Raw genomic sequence first — 18,189 nt, 5'->3', positions numbered from 1 at the left:
CTCAGCCTCCTGCAGCGGCCTCGGCCGGGGTGAGGGTGGTCAGGGCGAGGGCGTGCAACTCACCGCCCATCTTGCCCTTCAGGGCCGCATAGACCGCCTGATGGCGCCGCACCCGCGGCTGACCGGCGAAAGCATCCGAAACGACGCGCGCGCGATAGTGGTCGCCATCCCCCGCCAGATCCTCGATCAGGATCTCGGCGTCGGGAAAGGCGTCGCTGAGATGCGCGCGCAGGGTCTCGGCGGACATGGGCATTATACCCAGCGTGCCCTGTAAACCTTAACGCCCCACTACACCGTGGACGGGGCGATGCGCTCCAGCAGCAGGACCCCCTTCCCGAGGTACTGCGCCGGTGCGAGGTGACGATAGCCGACCCGGTCCGCAAGCTTAAGCGAGGCGGCGTTCCCGGGATCGATCAGGCAGACAGTCCGGGGCGCTCGCAGCTCCCGGTCACACCAGTCGAGCGCGGCATCGAGGGCCTCGCGCGCCAGTCCCTGCCCCTGGAAGGACGGGCCGACGCCCCATCCCAGCTCGGGCGCGTCGAGTGTCGGCTCGCAGTCCCGGCGGTACTCCAGCACGCCCACGCTCCCCACGTAGGCGCCGGTCGCGGTCAGTCGCAGGGTCCAATTGCCACGCCCGAGCACCGTCCAGTGACCGATGTCCCTCAGCAACCGGAGCCACACCTCTTCGTCACTCAGGGGACCACGACCGGCGATCGCCCGCGTGAACACCGGATCGCGCCAAAGGGCGGCGATTTCGTCATGGTCGGTCACGGCGACAGGGATCAGGGCCAGCCGTTGGGTGGTCAGGACTGGTCCGCTCACATCAACCCCAGCTGCCGGAAGCTGGCCACGCCCTGACGGCCGACGATCAGATGATCGTGCACGGTGATCGCCAGGGCCTGCGCCGCCTCCACCACCTGGCGGGTCATGTCGATGTCGGCCCGGCTGGGCGTCGGGTCGCCCGAGGGATGATTGTGCACGATGATCAGGTTCTTGGCCGACAGCTCCAGCGCCCGACGCACCACCTCGCGCGGATAGACCGGCGCGTGGTCGACGGTGCCGCGGTTCTGCACCTCGTCGAGCAGCAGCTGGTTGCGATTGTCGAGGAACAGCACCCGGAACTGCTCGCGCGGCTCGTGCTGCAGCGACAGCCGGACATAGGCCACCAGCGCGGTCCAGCTGCTGATCACCGGGCGACGGGCGGCCTCCTCGCGGGTCACGCGCCGCGCCGCCTCGTGCAGGGCGGCGAGGTCCAGCGCCGTCTCGGCGCCCACGCCCTTCATGCGCCCGCGGATGTCGGGCGCCCGCACCGTCATCAGATCCTCGACCGAGGCGGCCAGCACAGCGGCCAGTGATCCGAACCGGTCCAGCAGCGCCTTGGCCAGCGGCTTCACATCGCCCTGCGGCTGGCTTCGGAACAGGAACAGCTCCAGCAGCTCGTAATCGGGCAGGTGGTGAAGGCCGGCGGTGCGCGCCCGCTCGCGTAGCCGTTCGCGATGCCCGGCGTGGTGCGGCGCGGGGCGTCGGGGGCGGGCGGCTGGCGCAGGCTCGTTGCGCTCCTCGTCCATGCGCCCCTCCTCTGTCCAGGAGAGGCTAACGCGGCGCCCCCGCGGGCGACAATGGCTCAGTTGGGACGGAACAGACCGGCCGGCGAGGCGGTGAAGATCTCCACCCCGTCCTCGGTCACGCCCACCGTGTGCTCGCACTGGGCCGACAGGGACTTGTCGCGGGTGACCGCGGTCCAGCCGTCCGACAGCACCTTCACCTGCGGCTTGCCGAGGTTCACCATCGGCTCGACGGTGAAGAACATGCCCGGTTTGAGCACCGCGCCCTCGCCCTTGCGGCCGAAGTGCAGGACGTTGGGATTGTCATGGAACACCCGGCCGATGCCGTGGCCGCAGAAGTCCCGCACCACGCTCATGCGGTTGGCCTCGACGAACTTCTGGATAGCGAAGCCGATGTCGCCGAACGTATTGCCCGGCTTGACCTGGGCCAGGCCCAGCTCCAGCGCCTCATAGGTCACATCGACCAGCTTGCGGGCGCGGGCATTGATCTCGCCGACGGCGTACATGCGGCTGGAGTCGCCATGCCAGCCATCGACGATCACCGTGTGGTCGATGTTGACGATGTCCCCGTCCTTCAGCACCCGGTCGCCCGGAATGCCGTGGCAGACCACATGGTTGATGGAGGTGCAGACGGTCTTCTCGTAGCCCTTGTAGCCGAGGCAGGCCGGCAGGGCGCCGTGATCGAGGGTGAACTCGCGGATCAGGTCGTCGATCTCGCCGGTGGTGATCCCCGGCTTCACATGCGCCGTGATCATGTCCAGCGCCTCGGCCACCAGCCGGCCGGCGCGGCGCATGCCCTCGAAATCCTCCGCCGTATGCAGGCGGATGGTGGCGGACCGCACGGGGGCGTCGCTGTCGAGGTCCTGCGGTTCGTACATCAGGCGGTTCCGGGGCTCAGGCGTCGTGGGGGCCGTCGGGCCGCCACGGCAGGCGGCGCTCGAGGCGGATCTGTTCGGGGCTCACATGGCAAGCATAGCACAGAACCTCAACCCCCGCCGCCGCGGCAGCCCGTAGCGCCGGGCCATAGGCCGGGTCGAGATCGTCCGCGGTGGTGAAGGCGTCCCCGTCCATGCGCTGGATGACGAACAGCATCACCGCCCGGCCGCCGGCCTCGACCACCCGCTCCAGCGCCTTGAGGTGCTTGACCCCGCGGGTGGTGCGGCAGTCGGGGAACTCCACCAGACCCGGCCGGCGCAGGAAGTGGACGTTCTTGATCTCCACATAAGCCGGGGGCCGCGCCGGGTCGGTCAGCAACAGGTCGATGCGGCTGTCGATGTCGTAGCGCACCTCGCGGGTCATTCCCGCGTAGCCCGTCAGCTCCGGGACTGTCCCACCGGCGATAGCCGCCTCGGCGATGCGGTTGGGGTTCATGGTGTTGACGCCGACCAGCCCGCCGTCCGCCTCGATCAGCTCCAGGGTCAGCGGCAGCTTGCGCTTCGGATCCGGCGAGCGCGACAGCCACACCGGTGATCCGGGCGTCGTCAGGCCCAGCATGGCCCCTGGGTTCGGCACATGCACCGTCGTCTCTGTCCCGTCCTCCAGCTGCACGTCCGCCAGGAAGCGCTTGTAGCGGCGGATCAGGACGGCGCGGCGAAGGGGCGAGGGGAAGATCATCTGGCGAGCCGGGAGCGAAAGATATATATCATTGACGCATACCGGAGGACGGCCATGTCCGATACCGCCATCGCCCGCGTGTTCATGACCGGCCGCAGCCAGGCCGTCCGCCTGCCCAAGGCGTTCCGGGTCAAGGGCGACCGCGTGCGGGTCCGCCGCGATGGCGACCGCATCATCCTCGAGCCGATGTTCGAGAGCGCCGAGGCCTGGCTCGCCGCGCTGGATGAGTTCGCCGACGACCCCTTCATGCCCGAGGGTCGCCAGCAACCGCCCATGCCGCCGCCGCCCGAATGGCCTGACGACGACCGGGATGTATAGCCTCGACTCGAACGTCGCGATCGATGTCTTCAGGCGCCCTCACGGCCGCCTGAGAGCCCGCCTGATCGAGGCGCAAAGCCGCGGTCTCCTTGGAGTGTCTTCGGTGGTCCTGTTCGAGCTGCACTTCGGCGTATTGCGCGGGACCTCGCCCAACGGCCATGAGCGCCTCGCACGTTTTCTGAGCGGCGTAAGCGACGTCTACGCCTTCGACGCGGAGGATGCCGTGTCCGCAGGGGAGCTTCGCCAGGATCTGGAGAAGCAGGGACGCAAGATCGGCCCTTACGACACCCTCATCGCCGCCCAGGCCCTGCGGCGCGGCCTGACCCTTGTGACCGCCAACATCCGGGAGTTCGAGCGCATCCCCGGCCTGCGACTGGAGAACTGGCGCGAATGACCTCCCCGGCCCCCACCGCCGCCGTCCTCATCATCGGCGACGAGATCCTGTCCGGCCGCACCGCCGACACCAACCTCAACACCATCGCGCGGTTTCTGGCGGCGCTGGGGATCGACCTGCTGGAGGCGCGCACCGTCGGCGACCGGCCGGGCCAGATCATCGCCGCGCTGAACGCCCTGCGCGCCGCCCACGACTATGTCTTCACCACCGGCGGCATCGGCCCGACCCACGATGACATGACGGCCGACGCCGTGGCGGAGGCCTTCGGCGTCGCCCTGCCCGAGCACCCGGACGCCCTGGCGCTGCTGGCGCGGCGGTATGGCGATCAGTTCAACGCCGCGCGGCGGCGCATGGCGCGCATCCCCGAAGGCGGGGTGCTGATCGCCAATCCGGTCACTGACGCCCCCGGCTTCCAGCTGGACAATGTGTTCGTGATGGCCGGGGTGCCGAAGATCATGCAGGCCATGCTGGAGGACGTCGCCCCGCGCCTGCGCACCGGGGCCGTGGTCCATGCCCGCAGCCTGAAAGTGTCCGGCGTCGGCGAGGGCGATGTGGCGGCCCCGCTCGCCGCGGTCGCCGCCGCCCATCCCGACCTCAGCCTCGGCAGCTATCCGTTCGGCCACGGCACGGTGGGCGAGATCGGCACGAGTCTGGTCGTGCGCGGCAGGGACGCCGCGGCGGTCGACGCGGCTGTGGCGGCCTTGCAGACCGCGCTGGCCGCCGCCGGGATCGCCGTCCGCCAGGACTGAGCGGCCGGCCCCTCCGAAAGAGGGGCCGGCGCGCTGCGGTCGTCAGATCAGCTGCGGTCGCCGTAGCCGCGGCCGCCGTTCGACGGGCGGCGACGGCGGCGCTTGAGCTTGGCCACCGCCGCGGGCTCACCCGAGGCGTTGGTTTTGGCCCGCTCGCCGGCCAGCGGGTCAAAGCGCGCCGCCGCCGGAGCCGGAGCCCGGTCACGGCCTTCGCCCTTGCGCGGCCGGTGCGGCTGACCGCCGCCGGTCGGACGCTGGCCACGACGACGCTGGCGGCCGGGGCCTTCCTCGCCGCGCGGCTTCTTCGTCTCGGCCTCGGGCAGGGTCGGCTTCTTGCCCACCCCGGCGGCCATGATGGACGCATCCAGACGGCCCAGCTCGGCGTCGTTGCGCCGGTCGGTCGAGGGGATCTTCTGGCGCGTGACCTTCTCGATGTCCTTCAGCAGCTTCATCTCGTCGCCGGCGACGAAGCTGATGGCGGTGCCGTCCGCCCCGGCGCGCGCGGTGCGGCCGATGCGGTGGACATAGGCCTCGGGCACATAGGGCAGCTCGAAGTTGACCACGTGGGTGACGCCGTCGATGTCGATGCCGCGGGCGGCGATGTCGGTGGCCACCAGCACGCGCAGCTTGCCGGCCTTGAAGGCCGCCAGGGTGCGCTCGCGCTGGGACTGGCTCTTGTTGCCGTGGATCGCGCCCGCGCCGACGCCGCCGGCCTCGAGATAGGCGGCGACCTTGTCGGCCCCGTGCTTGGTCTTGGTGAAGACCAGCACGCGGTTGAAGGCGTCATCGGCGAACAGTTCCTGCAGCAGGGCGCGCTTGCGGCCCTGCTCGACCCAGATCACCGACTGCTTGATGCGCTCGACCGTGGTCGACTGCGGCGTGACCTGGACCTTCACCGGATCCTTCAGCAGGTCCGAGGCCAGCTTGCCGATCTCCGACGGCATGGTGGCCGAGAAGAACAGGTTCTGGCGGCGCATCGGCAGGCGCGACACGACCTGGCGGATCGGCTTGATGAAGCCGAGGTCCAGCATCTGGTCGGCCTCGTCGAGCACGAAAATCTCGGTGGCGCTCAGGTCGACGTTCTTCTGCTGCATGTGATCGAGCAGGCGTCCCGGGGCGGCGACCAGAACGTCGAGCCCCTGCTGCAGGGCCCGCTCCTGCGGGCCATAGCTGACGCCGCCGAAGATCACGGCGACGCGGAAGCCGAGGTGCCGGCCATAGGCCTTGAAGCTGTCGGCGATCTGGCTGGCCAGCTCGCGGGTCGGCGACAGGATCAGGCAGCGGGTGGTGCGCGGCGCCGGGGCGACGCGGTTGGCGGCCAGCCGGTGCAGGATCGGCAGGGCGAAGGCCGCGGTCTTGCCGGTGCCGGTCTGGGCGATGCCGAGCAGGTCCTTGCCGGTCATCACCTGCGGGATGGCCTGGGCCTGGATCGGGGTGGGCCGCTCGTAGCCTTCGGCCTTCAGGGCCTGCAGCAGCAGCGGGTTGAGCCCCATGGCGTCAAAGCTTCCAGCCCCAGAGGCGTTCCTGGAGGCGTCGGCGCGGGGGGTCTCGAGGGTCGTGGTCGACACGTGTCGTCTGTCTTTCGCGTGCGGCGAAGCGCAGGCAGGCCTGATCGTCAGGGCCGCGCACCGCCGTGGCCGCCGGGATCGGGGGCCGGGATCGGGCGCCGCCCCGCGTGTCCGGGCGACAGATGAGGTTTGAGGACCCGGCGCTCTCTACAGAGCGGCTTCCGGCGAGGCCGGAAACCCACACGCGCTGGAACGCGCCGGACGTCGCGAGACTGCGACAGGGCGGCAGATGGGCCCCGGATGTGGCGAAGTCAAGGCGCGGGCAGCAAACGGGTCGAGGCCGCCTCGATGTCCGTCTCGAGCCGGGACATGAATTCGGCGCGCTTCAGACCGGCCGGAATGGGCGGCAGGAACTCGAACACCACCACTCCGGGCGTGCGGCGGAAGCCATGCGCGGGCCAGCAGACGCCGGAGTTGGTGGCCACCGGCCAGCAGGAGCCTTCGAGGTCGCGATAGATGGCGGCGACGCCCGGCTTGTAGTCGCCCGGCTGGCCCGGCGGCGTGCGTGTGCCTTCGGGGAAGATCACAATCTGGCGGCCCTCGGCGAGGCGGGCGCGGGCCTGCCGGGCCATGTCCTTGAGCGCCTTCGCGTGCCCCGAGCGATCCACGGCGATCATCCGCGTCTTCCATGCGAACCAGCCGAAGAAGGGCAGCGGCATCAGCTCCTTCTTGAGCACGAAACAGGCGTCGGGCAGCACCGCCAGCAGGGCCACGATGTCCAGCATCCCCTGGTGCTTGGCGGCCACCAGGGCGGCCCCGGCGGGACGGTGCTCCAGCCCGCGGAACTCGACCCTGACGCCGGCGATCCAGCGCAGGCCGAACAGCACGAACTTCGCCCAGCCGCGCACCACGCCCATGGCCATGGCGTGGGAACCGAGCAGGGCTGGCGACAGGCCGACGGCGAACAGCGCCATCGACAGGTAGAGCCACAGGACGAAGACAAGCGAACGCAGGGTGGTCATGGGGTGGCGAGCGCCTCGTCAGCCGTCTCGGCGGCGGCGCGCATGGCCTCGCGGGTGGCGTCGGCGGTGCGGTCGCCGAACACCCGGCGCACGGCCTCGCGCGCCATGACCCCGAGGTACTTGTTGTATTCCAGCGTCATGCGCCGCGCGGTCTCGGCCGCGCGCCACCAGCGCGAGCTGTGCAGCGACGGCGTCGACACGGCGTAGGGCGTCAGCTCGACCCCCGGCGCGGCGCTGCGGATCTCCAGCAGGCTGCGCGGCATGTGGTAGTCCGAGGTCACCACGATCAGGCTGTCGTAGCCGCGCGACTCCGCCCAGGCGGCGATCTCCTGGGCGTTGCCCAGCGTGTCCTCGGCGTCGAACCCGAGATCGACGCAGCAGTCGAACAGGCGGTTGGAGCCGGCGATCAGCGCCCTCAGCTCCTGTCGACGCACCTCGCGGTTGACGCCGGACACCAGCAGACGCTCGCCCTTGTCCCGCTCGAGCAGCCGGACGGCGGCGTGAATGCGTTCGGCCGAGGGGCCGGTCAGGGCCACGATGCCGTCGGCGCGGGCTGGCTCGGGCGCAGGCGTGAAGTCGCGCACCCGCTCGGCGAAGGCGAACAGGCCGAACAGCCAGATCACGACCGCCACGGCGACGACCGCCAGGACCTTCATCACGCCTCCTCGACCGACGCCAGCGCCCGACCTGCCGCCAGCCTAGCGGCGAGCGCCGCCACGGTAAACGCGATCAGGGGACAGGGCGCGATCAGCAGCAGGTCACGCCACGCCAGGGGCAGGGCCGGAGTCAGGCCCCCGTCGCCTCCAAGCAGCCGCAGCGCCGCGACCACGGCCGCGGCGGCGAGCGCCCCGACCAGCGCCGCCTGACCGGCGACCACGGCGAAGCGGCGCTGGAACAGACCGGCGACGGTCGCGTCTGCGGCGCCGTTGAGGGTCAGAACCGCCAGCGTCGGGCGGGCCGCCGCGACGCCCGCCTCGGCGGCATAGGCCACCGCAGCCCCCGCCGCCCCGGCGACCAGCAGGAAGGCGGCGCCGGCCAGCATCACCAGGGTCAGGGCCGAGCGCTCGACCCCGGCGCGCCACAGGGTGTGATCATCGACCACCGCGTCCAGACCCGCGTCAGCCAGGGCCCGACTGAGGGTCGGCGCGCTGGCCGGCGCGACAGGGTCCAGACGGACGGTGACCATCATGGGCAGAGGCAGGTCCTCCGGCAGGCTCTCGCCCAGCCACGGGCGGAGCAGAGCCCGCGCCTCGTCCTCGGTCAGCGCGGCCGCCTCCTCCACCCCGGCGACGCCGCCGAGGGTCTCGGCCGCCCGGGCCGCCGCCACCGTCGCGGTCTCGTCGGCGCGGGGGCGGACCAGCACGGTCGCCTCCCCGCGCAGCTGGCGCGCCCAGCCGTCCGCCGCCCGGTCCGCCGCCGCCGCGCCGATGGCCGCCAGACAGGCCAGAAAGCACAGGACGCCGATCACGACCGCCAGCCACGGCGCGCCGCCGGCGTCCCGCGCCAGCAGCGGTCCCGGCGCTCCGGCCCGCGCGCCGCTCATGTCCCTGCCTCAAGCCGGCCATCGACCAGACGCAGCCGCTGCGCTCCGGACCGCTTGGCCAGGGCCTCGTCATGGCTGGCGATCAGCACGGTGGCGCCCAGCCGGTTGAGCGACTGGAACAGCTTGAGCAACCGGGTCGCCATGGCCGCGTCGACGCTGCCGGTCGGCTCGTCGGCGAGGATCAGGTCGGGCCGATTGATCACCGCCCGGGCGATGGCCAGACGCTGCTTCTCCCCGCCCGACAGCTGGCGCGGCGAGGCGTCGGCGACGTGGTCGAGCCCGACCCAGGCCAGCATCTCCAGGACATCGGCGGCGTAGTCCGCCGGCTTCCGGCCCGCCAGCCGCAGCGGCAGGGCGACATTGTCGAAGGCCGAGAGGTGGTCGAGCAGGCGAAAATCCTGGAACACCAGCCCGAGACGGCGGCGGATCGGCGGCCGCCGGCCGCGCGAGACGGAGGTCACGTCCTCGCCGAACAGCTCGATTCGCCCGGCGTCCGGCCGGGTCGACAGCGTCAGCAGCCGCAGCAGCGACGACTTCCCCGCTCCGCTCGGCCCGGTAAGGAAGTGGAAAGAGCCCCGCGGCAAACTGAGGTTAACGTCCCGAAGCACCGGGGCCGCCCCGTCATAGCGCAGGGAGACCCCCTCCAGACGGACGGTCGGAGGCGCACTGGCGGTTTCGGCGGCGCGACGGGTCGGCTCGGTCATGGATTTCGCGGATAGGGCGGCCGGTGCGCGCCCAGAGGAGGGAGGCGGCGCGCCTCGGAAGCTTCGGCCATGATACTGACCTGTCCGGAGTGCGCCACCAGCTATTCAGTGCCGGACGAGGCGCTGGGCGCCAAGGGCCGTCGTGTGCGCTGCCAGTCCTGCGGACACCAGTGGATGGCCACCCCCGACGAACCGCTCGTCCTGTCGCCCGAGCCGGCGTCGGCGCCCACGCCAGAGCCCGAAGCTGCGCCTGTCCCCGAATCTCTCGCCGCCACCCCGGCGCCGGAACTGCCCAAGGCCTTCCGCGCCCGCGCCGAGCAGCAGCGCCGCATTCGGCGCGCCGCAACCCACGGCGCCATGTGGGCCGGCCTCGCCAGCGTGTTCGTCGGCATCCTCGGCGCCGCCTGGCTGTTCCGCGTCAACGTCGTCGAGATCTTCCCGCGCGCGGCGGCCGCCTATGCGGCGGTTGGCGCGCCGGTGAATCCCGTCGGGCTGGACTTCGAGGCCCTGAGCGCGCGCCCGTCGCTGCGTGACCCGTCGAAGGTGCTGGTCTCCGGCGCCCTGCGCAATGTGCGCGACCGCGAGGTCACCGCCCCGCCGGTGCGCGTGGCCCTGCTCGACTCCCACGGGGCCGAGATCGGCCATGCCATCGTCCGCATCGACGCCGCCCCGGTCCTGCCGGGCGGCGTGCAGGGCTTCGCCGTGCTGATCGCCGACCCGGCCGCCAAGGCCGCTGACGTCGGGGTCGATTTTGTTCGGGGCGACGGCCACAGCGCCCCCGTGGCCCACGCGGCCCCGCCCGCCGCAGGACACGACGCCCACGCGGCGCCGGATCCCCATGCTGCAGATCACGCCCCTACGCCCGCGGACGCGCATGGCCCCGCCGCGCCCGCTGACCATGGCGTCCCGGAGGCCGCCGCCGGGACCGCGCACCACGCGGATCCGGCCGCGTCGCATGGCGCGCCGGCAGCCGCCGCGACGAGCGAGCACGGGCATGGCCTGCGTCCGGCCGCGCCCCTGCGCCCCGCACCCCACGCAACGCCTGCGGCGGGCGCGCATCATGGCTGAGCCGGGATCGCCCCCCGGCGAGATCTTGCTGGACGAGGCCGGCATCGCCGACCGGGTCGCCGCCCTCGCCCGCGCCATCGCGCCGCGCACCGATGACGAGACCGTCGCCGCCGTTCTGCTCACCGGCGGCATCTGGTTCGCCGCAGACCTGACCCGCGCCCTCGCCCGCGAGGGTCGCACGGTGCGCTTCGACGCCCTGTGGCTGTCCTCCTATGGCGACGACCGGACCAGCCGTGGCCGCATCAGCGTCCGCGCGCCGTTCCAGCGCGACCTGACAGGCCGACGCGCCCTGATCCTTGATGATGTGTTCGACACCGGCCTGTCCCTGGCCGAGGCGGCGCGGCTGGCCCGCGAGGCCGGGGCGAGCGAGGTTCTGACCTGCGTCTTCGCCCGCAAGCCCTGGCCCGAACCGCGCGCCATCGCTCCCGACTTTGTCGGCTGGGAGGCGCCCGCGCGCTATCTGGTCGGCTACGGCCTCGACTCCGCCGGCGCCCTGCGCGGCCTGCCGGAGATCCGCGCGCTCGACTGAGCCGCCCCGGAACCGTGGCCCTAGCGGGAGGTCGCCAGCTTCAGCTGGGAGGCCGCGGCCAGCAGCGCGCCCTCATCCGCGTTGAGCGCCGCCGGACGGGTCGCCGTCGGATAGGCGGCCGCGAGGGCCGTGATGGCCGCATCGATCTTGCCGGCCGTCTCCGGCGTCGCCCGCGCGATCTCCGCGCCGTGGCGATCGCGCCAGGCGCGGGCCGTCAGCAGGAAGCCGTAGCCGTCGAGATAGGGCTCATAGGCGTCAGACCCCTTGGCCGTGGCATACTGGAGGGCCCCGCGATCGACGAGGTCGGCGATCACCGCCGCCGCCACATCCGGATTGCGCAGGCCGCCCGCCGGCGCCCGCGCCTCGGCGGCCTCCAGCGTCGAGAGCAGGCCGGTGGCCAGTCGCCGCACCTCGGCGGGCTCGGCGCCCTGGGCCGTGGCGGTCGAAGCGGCGATGAACGGCTCCTCGAAGGTGGCCACGCCGAGCTGCTGGAAGGTCGGCTGCATGTCGACGAGGACCTCGCCGACCGGGTGGGCGAACATCTCGGCCGCCGCCTGACGCTCGCCCGCCCCGGCGGCTTCGGCCGCCGCGCGCACGTGCGCCTCGACCAGGGCGAGGGCCGACAGATAGACGACCGGGTCGGTCGCCGCGGCGGCGATGTTGACGCCGCCTTCCCCGGACTCGCCGCCTTCGCCGGCCCCCTCGCCCGCCGTCGCCGCCGGCGAGGCGGCCGGGGCCTCGGCCGGGCGCTCGGCCTCGCCCGAGCAGCCCGCGATCAGGGCCGCCCCGAGACCCACCGCCGTCCAGCGCTTGAAGTTCGACATGCCGCCTGTCCCTTTGTGTCCTGCGTTACGACCGCTTATACGGAAGCCCATGAACCTGCAACTCGTTCTCATCTTGAGCCGCCCATGCTGCTGATCGCGGGCGAGGTCCTCGACGCGGCCGCCCTCGCCTGGGTCGAGGGGCAGATCGCCGGGCTCGACTGGCGGGACGGGGCCGCGACCGCCGGCACCGCGGCGCGGGGCGTCAAGCGCAACGAGCAGGCGGACCTGTCCGGGGCGGCCGGTCAGGCGCTTGAGCAGTTCCTGCGCAGCCGCATCCTCGCGCATCCGGTGCTGGTGACGGCAGCCCGGCCGCGACGGATGACACGCCTGCTGATCAGCCGCACCGGCGTCGACGGCGGCTATGGCGATCATGTCGACAACGCCCTGATGGGCCCGCCGGACGACCGCCTGCGCACGGATCTGAGCTTCACCCTCTTCCTCAGTCCGCCCGAGGCCTACGACGGCGGGGCCCTGGCCATCGAGGACCCGCTGGAGGACCGCCGACTGCGGCTGCCCGCCGGCGACCTCGTCCTCTATCCCTCCGGGGCCGTGCACCGGGTCGAGAGGGTCACCCGCGGCGTCCGTCTCGCCTGCATCGGCTGGATCGAGAGCACGGTGCCCGACGCCGCGGCCCGCGAAGTCCTGTGGGACCTGGAACGCGCCCGGGCCGCCTGGCCCGCGGAGGGCGACCCCCGCGGCCGGCTGGCCCTCGACAAGGCCATAGGCGCCCTGCTGCGGCGCTGGGCGGCGACCTGACCTCCGGCCGCCACCCGGACCGCCTCAGTTCCGCGGCGGCGCGGTCTTCACATGGGTGTCGAGCCATTCGATCATCTCCCACAGGGTATGACCGACGGACTCGCGCGCCCGATACCCGTGCGCCTCATGCGGCAGCACGACGTAGCGGGCGGTCGCGCCCGTGCCCTTCAGCGCGGCGTAGAAGCGCTCGCTCTGCACCGGGAAGGTGCCCGAGTTGTCGTCGACCTGCCCGTGGATCAGCAGGATCGGCTCGTTCACCTGGTTGGCGTAGGTGAAGGGCGACATCCGCGTATAGGTGTCGGTCGCCTCCCAGTAGGTGCGCTGCTCCGCCTGGAAGCCGAAGGGCGTCAGGGTGCGGTTGTAGGCGCCGGAGCGGGCGATGCCGGCGCGGAACAGGTCGGTGTGGGCCAGCAGGTTGGCGGTCATGAAGGCGCCGTAGCTGTGGCCGCCGACGGCGATGCGGTCACGGTCGGCCACGCCCATGGCCACCACGGCGTCCACCGCGGCCTGAGCGCTGGCGCTCAGTTGCTGGACATAGGTGTCGTTGGGCTCCGCGCCGTCCACGCCGATGATCGGCATCGACGGATCGTCCAGCACCGCATAGCCCTGGGTCAGCAGGAACAGGTGGCTTGACCCACCCGGGCGCACGAAGCGGTTGCCGGTATCCACCACCTGGCCGGCCACCGACGGATCGGTGAACTCGGCCGGATAGGCCCACATCACCAGCGGCAGCGGCCCGTCGCGGGCGGCGTCGTAGCCGGCCGGCAGATAGAGGGTGCCCGACAGCTGCACCCCGTCGGCCCGGGCATAGGTGATCAGCTGGCGCGTCACCCCCGCGAGCTGCGGGGCCGGATCGGGGAAGGTGGTCAGCGGCGACGGGGCGCTGCCGTCGAGGGTGCGCACCATCAGGTTCGGCGGCGTGTCGCGGGTCTCGCGACGCGTCACCAGGCGGCTGGCGTCGGGCGCCAGCAGGCCGACGATCGTCTCGTAGGCTTCCGGCGACGCACGCCACAGCTCGGTGCGCTCGCCCGTCCGCAGGTTGAAGCGCGCCAGGAACGGGAACTCGCCCGCCCGCGTGGCGCCGTCGCCCTCCAGCAGGATCGACTCTCCCCCGTCGACAAACACCATCACCTGACGGCCGGCGGCGTTGGGCTCGGTCAGGGGCGAGCCCGGGTCATTGTAGCGGTCCTGATAGTTGCGCTCGACCAGCACCCTGCCCTCGCCCGGGTTCGACGGATCGACGAGCACGCGGGTCTCGCGGCGGGTGTTGAACCAGCGGCTGTTGACGATGGCGACGTCATCGCGGCCCCAGGTGACGCCGGCGTAGCGCTGCGGCAGGTCGACGAGGGTCACGGGCGTGCCGGTAAAGGGCGCCGACAGCATGAAGACGCGATCACGGATCTCGGCCGGGGTGCGCGGGTCGCCGCCATCCTGGGCCTCGGCCCAGACCAGGGTGGCCGGCGCGTCGGCGCGCCAGGCCATCGCGCGCGGGCCGGGGGCCACGGCGTCGAACGGCGGCGGGATGTTGTCACGCAGGGGCAGATCCGCGACCTGGCGCACCACGCGGCCGCTGCGATCGAGGACAACCGTCTCGGCCGGGAACAGTCGCGCCGGCACCGCATAGCTGTAGGGCCGCTTGACGCGGGTCTGCAGGATCCAGTCGCCGTTCGGGGAAAAGGCGGCGTCGAGAATGATCCCCGGCGCGCCGAGGCGCGTCACCTCGCCGTCGAGCGTGGCGATGGCCAGCTGGGCGGTGAAGTAGTGGTCGAACAGGCGCTCGTCCGCCGGACTGCCGAGCAGGTCCTGATAGGTGCGCACCGGCGCGGCGCGGGCTCCGGTCTGTTCGATCACCGGACCGGTCGGCGCGGCCGGGGCCGTCGGCGCGGCGCCCCTCCCTTCGGGAATCGCGCGGAACAGGATCGCCCGGTTGTCCGACGACCACGTCAGGTCCGCGCCCGCGGCGGCGTTGACGATCGGCCCGCTCAGGGCGCGGGCGGCGCCGGTGGCGGCGTCGACGACCCACAGCTCCAGGCCAGTGGGCCGATCCATAAGCAGGGCCACGCGGGCGCCGTCCGGCGACCAGGTCGGAGCGATGAAGCGGGCGCCGGCCGGCAGGGCGGCAGCCACCTCGCGCCCGTCCACCACCGCCTTGAAGGTGATGCCGGTCAGCCAGGTCAGGCGACCGTTGGCCGGGCCGTTGTTGCGCGGATTGAGGCGATAGCCGGCCAGCCGGAGGGTCGGCTCGGCCAGCTCGGCGACGGGTGGCAGGGCCGAGCGGCTGAACAGGGCGAGACGGCTGCGATCCGGGCCGAGGCTCGACAGGGGGGTCGGGGCCGTATCGAGGATCGAGGCGATCGGCTCGGGCGGCTGCCGGTAGACGGGGGCCCCGTCTCCGCTCTGGGCCATCGCCGGCCCCGCGGCCAGAGCCAGCGCGAGCGCAGCCGCCGCCGGGCGCATCCAAATGCCTGAAGTCGTCATCACAGTCCCCCGAAACCGGTACAAGGCTTCGGACTATAGCGAGGCCGGCGACCGGGGGAATGGGTTTGCGACACCGTAACAGCCGTCGGCGGCCAGATCGGCCTGGGCCCAGACGCGAAAAACCCCACAGCGGCAAACTGTGGGGTGAATCTTGGGTGCGGGAGCAGGATTTGAACCTGCGACCTTCAGGTTATGAGCCTGACGAGCTACCGGGCTGCTCCATCCCGCGACAAGGCGGTGTGTGAAGGAAGAATGTGTTCGAGAACATCACTGCTGTCTGATCGGTAGACCCGGCGACGACCTACTCTCCCGCGCCTTAAGACGAAGTACCATTGGCTCTGGAGGGCTTAACGACCGAGTTCGGAATGGGATCGGGTGGGGAACCTCCGACATAGTCACCAGGTCAACCGATCAGACAGAACAGTGAGAAGACATCGTATTTGGCGGCGTAAAACCGAATGAGTTTTGCTGAGAAACGATCAAGCCGATCGGATTATTAGTACCAGTAAGCTCCACGCGTCACCGCGCTTCCACACCTGGCCTATCAACGTGGTAGTCTTCCACGATCCTCAGCGAAGCCTTGTTTTGAGGTTAGTTTCCCGCTTAGATGCTTTCAGCGGTTATCTATTCCATACTTAGCTACCCTGCTGCGCAGCTGGCGCCACGACAGGTCCACCAGAGGTATGTCCATCCCGGTCCTCTCGTACTAGGGACAGATCCTCTCAAGCTTCGAACACCCACGGCAGATAGGGACCAAACTGTCTCACGACGTTCTGAACCCAGCTCACGTACCACTTTAAATGGCGAACAGCCATACCCTTGGGACCTGCTCCAGCCCCAGGATGTGATGAGCCGACATCGAGGTGCCAAACCATGCCGTCGATATGGACTCTTGGGCATGATCAGCCTGTTATCCCTAGAGTACCTTTTATCCGTTGAGCGATGGCCCTTCCACTCGGGACCACCGGATCACTATGGCCGACTTTCGTCTCTGCTCGACTTGTCAGTCTCGCAGTCAGGCGAGCTTATGCCATTGCACTCGACGAGCGATTTCCGACCGCTCTGAGCTCACCATCGCGCGCCTCCGTTACACTTTGGGAGGCGACCGCCCCAGTCAAACTACCCACCACGCCATGTCCCGGGACCGGATAACGGCCCTCGGTTAGACGTCAACGACAGTAAGGGTGGTATTTCAAGGATGGCTCCACCAGAGCTGGCGCCCCGGCTTCATAGCCTCCCACCTATCCTACACATACGGTCGCTAACGCCAAGGCGAAGCTATAGTAAAGGTTCATAGGGTCTTTCCGTCTGACCGCGGGAACCCCGCATCTTCACGGGGAGTTCAATTTCACTGAGCCTGTGCTGGAGACAGTGGGGAAGTCGTTACGCCATTCGTGCAGGTCGGAACTTACCCGACAAGGAATTTCGCTACCTTAGGACCGTTATAGTTACGGCCGCCGTTTACCTGGGCTTCAGTTCGACGCTTTCACATCTCCCTTTAACCTTCAGGCACCGGGCAGGCGTCAGACCCTATACGTCGCATTGCTGCTTCGCAGAGCCCTGTGTTTTTGCTAAACAGTCGCTACCCCCTGGCTTGTGCCACTCATTCCTGCTTGCGCAGGGTGAGTCACGCTTATTCCGAAGTTACGCGTGCAATTTGCCGAGTTCCTTCAGCACAGTTCTCTCAAGCGCCTTGGTATGCTCTACCTGACCACCTGTGTCGGTTTCGGGTACGGTCTCTGCTGGAGTTATTTCCAGGGACAACGCCCCTGCACGGACAATCCAATAAGCCCGTACAAGTTATGCCATCCGTCACTTCCAGCTGGTGCAGGAATATTCACCTGCTTCCCATCGACTACGCTTTTCAGCCTCGCCTTAGGGGCCGACTAACCCTGCGCAGATTAGCTTTACGCAGGAACCCTTGGTCTTTCGGCGGGAGTGTCTCTCACACTCCTATCGTTACTCATGTCAGCATTCTCACTTCCGATACCTCCAGCCAGCCTCACGACTGACCTTCACAGGCTTACGGAACGCTCCGCTACCGCGCATTACTGCGCCCATACCTTCGGCGAACGGCTTGAGCCCCGTTACATTTTCCGCGCAGGATCGCTTGATCAGTGAGCTGTTACGCTTTCTTTAAAGGATGGCTGCTTCTAAGCCAACCTCCTGATTGTCAAAGCAATCCCACATCGTTTCCCACTTAGCCGTTACTTGGGGGCCTTAGATGATGGTTAGGGTTGTTTCCCTTTTCACGACGGACGTTAGCACCCGCCGTGTGTCTGCCCGATAGCTCTCCTGGGTATTCGGAGTTTGGTTAGAATTGGTACAGCTCGCGCCGCCCGCATCCATCCAGTGCTCTACCCCCCAGGGAGTTCGTCGGACGCTCTACCTAAATAGATTTCGCGGAGAACCAGCTATGTCCAGGTTTGATTGGCCTTTCACCCCTATCCACAAGTCATCCGAGCCTTTTTCAACAGGCACCGGTTCGGACCTCCAGTTGGTGTTACCCAACCTTCATCCTGCTCATGGATAGATCACCTGGTTTCGGGTCGTCATACGTCGAACTTAGCGCCCTATTCAGACTCGCTTTCGCTACGCCTACACCTAACGGCTTAAGCTTGCTCGACACATGAAGTCGCTGACCCATTATACAAAAGGTACGCCGTCACCCCGCATGGGGGCTCCGACTGCTTGTAGGCTTCCGATTTCAGGATCTGTTTCACTCCCCTTGTCGGGGTGCTTTTCACCTTTCCCTCACGGTACTTGTTCACTATCGGTCGCAGAGGAGTACTTAGGCTTGGAGGGTGGTCCCCCCATGTTCAGACAGGATTTCACGTGTCCCGCCCTACTCGAGTCTCTTGCTGTTTGACGGCTACGGGGCTGTCACCCGCTATGGCCGACCTTTCCAGGTCGTTCGCCTTTATTTCACAAGAGCACTGGCCTGGTCCCGGTTCGCTCGCCACTACTACGGGAGTCTCGGTTGATGTCCTTTCCTCCGGGTACTGAGATGTTTCAGTTCCCCGGGTTCGCTCAATGAACCCTATGTATTCAGGTCATTGTACCTTTCAACGATCCGCCAATCCGTACCCTCCCGAGGGAGGGCAAAGTTGGAAGACC

18 protein-coding genes, 1 tRNA gene and 2 rRNA genes (1 of these 21 running past the window's edge) are annotated in these 18,189 nt (G+C 69.4%); 6 read left to right on the top strand and 15 right to left on the bottom strand.

Annotation, left to right across the window (positions count from 1 at the left end; all coding sequences use genetic code 11):
* Nucleotide 1 precedes the first annotated feature (1 nt).
* Genes VGN74_RS02860 through sfsA form a run of 5 tightly spaced genes read right to left on the bottom strand, consistent with a single transcriptional unit; the run spans nucleotide 2 to nucleotide 3,179 of the window.
* Nucleotides 2-253, bottom strand: coding sequence for a BolA family transcriptional regulator (locus VGN74_RS02860; RefSeq protein WP_327445843.1), 252 nt, complete (start codon nucleotides 251-253; stop codon nucleotides 2-4).
* Between the two features lie 35 nt (nucleotides 254-288).
* On the bottom strand, nucleotides 289-822 hold the full coding sequence (locus VGN74_RS02855; protein WP_327445842.1) for a GNAT family N-acetyltransferase: 534 nt from the start codon (nucleotides 820-822) through the stop codon (nucleotides 289-291).
* Nucleotides 819-1,568, bottom strand: a complete 750-nt coding sequence (gene radC, locus VGN74_RS02850; RefSeq protein WP_327445841.1) for a RadC family protein — start codon at nucleotides 1,566-1,568, stop codon at nucleotides 819-821. The genes VGN74_RS02855 and radC overlap by 4 nt, the downstream gene beginning before the upstream one ends.
* A 56-nt stretch (nucleotides 1,569-1,624) precedes the next feature.
* Nucleotides 1,625-2,443 carry a type I methionyl aminopeptidase gene (gene map, locus VGN74_RS02845; protein WP_327445840.1) on the bottom strand — a complete coding sequence of 273 codons (819 nt, stop codon included), beginning with the start codon at nucleotides 2,441-2,443 and terminating at the stop codon, nucleotides 1,625-1,627.
* Between the two features lie 16 nt (nucleotides 2,444-2,459).
* Entirely contained in the window at nucleotides 2,460-3,179 is a 720-nt protein-coding gene (gene sfsA / locus VGN74_RS02840) for a DNA/RNA nuclease SfsA (protein WP_327445839.1), read from the bottom strand.
* 54 nt (nucleotides 3,180-3,233) lie between these two features.
* Between sfsA and VGN74_RS02835 the strand changes: the two genes are divergently transcribed.
* From VGN74_RS02835 to VGN74_RS02825, 3 genes are read left to right on the top strand one after another with little or no spacing between them, the layout of a single operon-like run.
* Entirely contained in the window at nucleotides 3,234-3,497 is a 264-nt protein-coding gene (locus VGN74_RS02835) for a type II toxin-antitoxin system VapB family antitoxin (RefSeq protein WP_327445838.1), read from the top strand.
* Nucleotides 3,403-3,891 carry a type II toxin-antitoxin system VapC family toxin gene (locus VGN74_RS02830; protein ID WP_327445837.1) on the top strand — a complete coding sequence of 163 codons (489 nt, stop codon included), beginning with the start codon at nucleotides 3,403-3,405 and terminating at the stop codon, nucleotides 3,889-3,891. Before VGN74_RS02835 ends, VGN74_RS02830 begins: the two co-directional genes overlap by 95 nt.
* Entirely contained in the window at nucleotides 3,888-4,640 is a 753-nt protein-coding gene (locus tag VGN74_RS02825) for a competence/damage-inducible protein A (protein ID WP_327445836.1), read from the top strand. Before VGN74_RS02830 ends, VGN74_RS02825 begins: the two co-directional genes overlap by 4 nt.
* Before the next feature lie 47 nt (nucleotides 4,641-4,687).
* On the opposite strand, the gene VGN74_RS02820 is transcribed toward VGN74_RS02825, so the two are convergent.
* From VGN74_RS02820 to VGN74_RS02800, 5 genes are all read right to left on the bottom strand, one after another.
* The gene (locus VGN74_RS02820) at nucleotides 4,688-6,133 is read right to left on the bottom strand and encodes a DEAD/DEAH box helicase (RefSeq protein ID WP_327446669.1); all 1,446 of its coding nucleotides are present in this window, start codon (nucleotides 6,131-6,133) and stop codon (nucleotides 4,688-4,690) included.
* A gap of 326 nt (nucleotides 6,134-6,459) precedes the next feature.
* Nucleotides 6,460-7,170, bottom strand: coding sequence for a lysophospholipid acyltransferase family protein (locus tag VGN74_RS02815; RefSeq protein ID WP_327445835.1), 711 nt, complete (start codon nucleotides 7,168-7,170; stop codon nucleotides 6,460-6,462).
* Nucleotides 7,167-7,826 (bottom strand): YdcF family protein, encoded by a 660-nt coding sequence (locus VGN74_RS02810; RefSeq protein WP_327445834.1) that lies wholly within the window; start codon nucleotides 7,824-7,826, stop codon nucleotides 7,167-7,169. Before VGN74_RS02810 ends, VGN74_RS02815 begins: the two co-directional genes overlap by 4 nt.
* Nucleotides 7,826-8,713: an ABC transporter permease gene (locus VGN74_RS02805; RefSeq protein WP_327445833.1), complete on the bottom strand. Its 888-nt coding sequence runs from the start codon at nucleotides 8,711-8,713 to the stop codon at nucleotides 7,826-7,828. The genes VGN74_RS02810 and VGN74_RS02805 overlap by 1 nt, the downstream gene beginning before the upstream one ends.
* On the bottom strand, nucleotides 8,710-9,417 hold the full coding sequence (locus VGN74_RS02800; protein WP_327445832.1) for a cell division ATP-binding protein FtsE: 708 nt from the start codon (nucleotides 9,415-9,417) through the stop codon (nucleotides 8,710-8,712). Before VGN74_RS02800 ends, VGN74_RS02805 begins: the two co-directional genes overlap by 4 nt.
* A gap of 69 nt (nucleotides 9,418-9,486) precedes the next feature.
* Between VGN74_RS02800 and VGN74_RS02795 the strand changes: the two genes are divergently transcribed.
* Nucleotides 9,487-10,485 (top strand): MJ0042-type zinc finger domain-containing protein, encoded by a 999-nt coding sequence (locus tag VGN74_RS02795; protein ID WP_327445831.1) that lies wholly within the window; start codon nucleotides 9,487-9,489, stop codon nucleotides 10,483-10,485.
* A complete protein-coding gene (locus tag VGN74_RS02790) occupies nucleotides 10,478-11,014 on the top strand; it encodes a phosphoribosyltransferase (protein ID WP_327445830.1) in 537 nt (178 codons plus the stop codon). Before VGN74_RS02795 ends, VGN74_RS02790 begins: the two co-directional genes overlap by 8 nt.
* 20 nt (nucleotides 11,015-11,034) lie before the next feature.
* Here VGN74_RS02790 and VGN74_RS02785 read toward each other — a convergent pair whose 3' ends face one another.
* On the bottom strand, nucleotides 11,035-11,838 hold the full coding sequence (locus VGN74_RS02785; RefSeq protein WP_327445829.1) for a hypothetical protein: 804 nt from the start codon (nucleotides 11,836-11,838) through the stop codon (nucleotides 11,035-11,037).
* 84 nt (nucleotides 11,839-11,922) lie between these two features.
* Here VGN74_RS02785 and VGN74_RS02780 point away from each other — a divergent pair, with 84 nt between their 5' ends.
* The gene (locus tag VGN74_RS02780; protein WP_327445828.1) at nucleotides 11,923-12,594 is read left to right on the top strand and encodes a Fe2+-dependent dioxygenase; all 672 of its coding nucleotides are present in this window, start codon (nucleotides 11,923-11,925) and stop codon (nucleotides 12,592-12,594) included.
* 24 nt (nucleotides 12,595-12,618) lie between these two features.
* Here VGN74_RS02780 and VGN74_RS02775 read toward each other — a convergent pair whose 3' ends face one another.
* From VGN74_RS02775 to VGN74_RS02760, 4 genes are all read right to left on the bottom strand, one after another.
* Complete coding sequence (locus tag VGN74_RS02775) at nucleotides 12,619-15,000, bottom strand: S9 family peptidase (protein WP_327445827.1); 2,382 nt, start codon at nucleotides 14,998-15,000, stop codon at nucleotides 12,619-12,621.
* Nucleotides 15,001-15,224: 224 nt separating this feature from the next.
* Nucleotides 15,225-15,301 (bottom strand) — tRNA-Met (locus VGN74_RS02770).
* A gap of 59 nt (nucleotides 15,302-15,360) precedes the next feature.
* Nucleotides 15,361-15,475: ribosomal RNA gene (gene rrf / locus VGN74_RS02765) — 5S ribosomal RNA — on the bottom strand.
* Nucleotides 15,476-15,547: 72 nt separating this feature from the next.
* Nucleotides 15,548-18,189: ribosomal RNA gene (locus VGN74_RS02760) — 23S ribosomal RNA — on the bottom strand (it continues 137 nt past the right edge of the window).

Source organism: Brevundimonas sp. (assembly GCF_035998205.1).
In the GTDB taxonomy this organism is placed as follows: Bacteria; Pseudomonadota; Alphaproteobacteria; order Caulobacterales; family Caulobacteraceae; genus Brevundimonas.
Note: the sequence above shows the minus strand (reverse complement) of the source record. Positions and strands in the feature narration are given on the sequence as shown.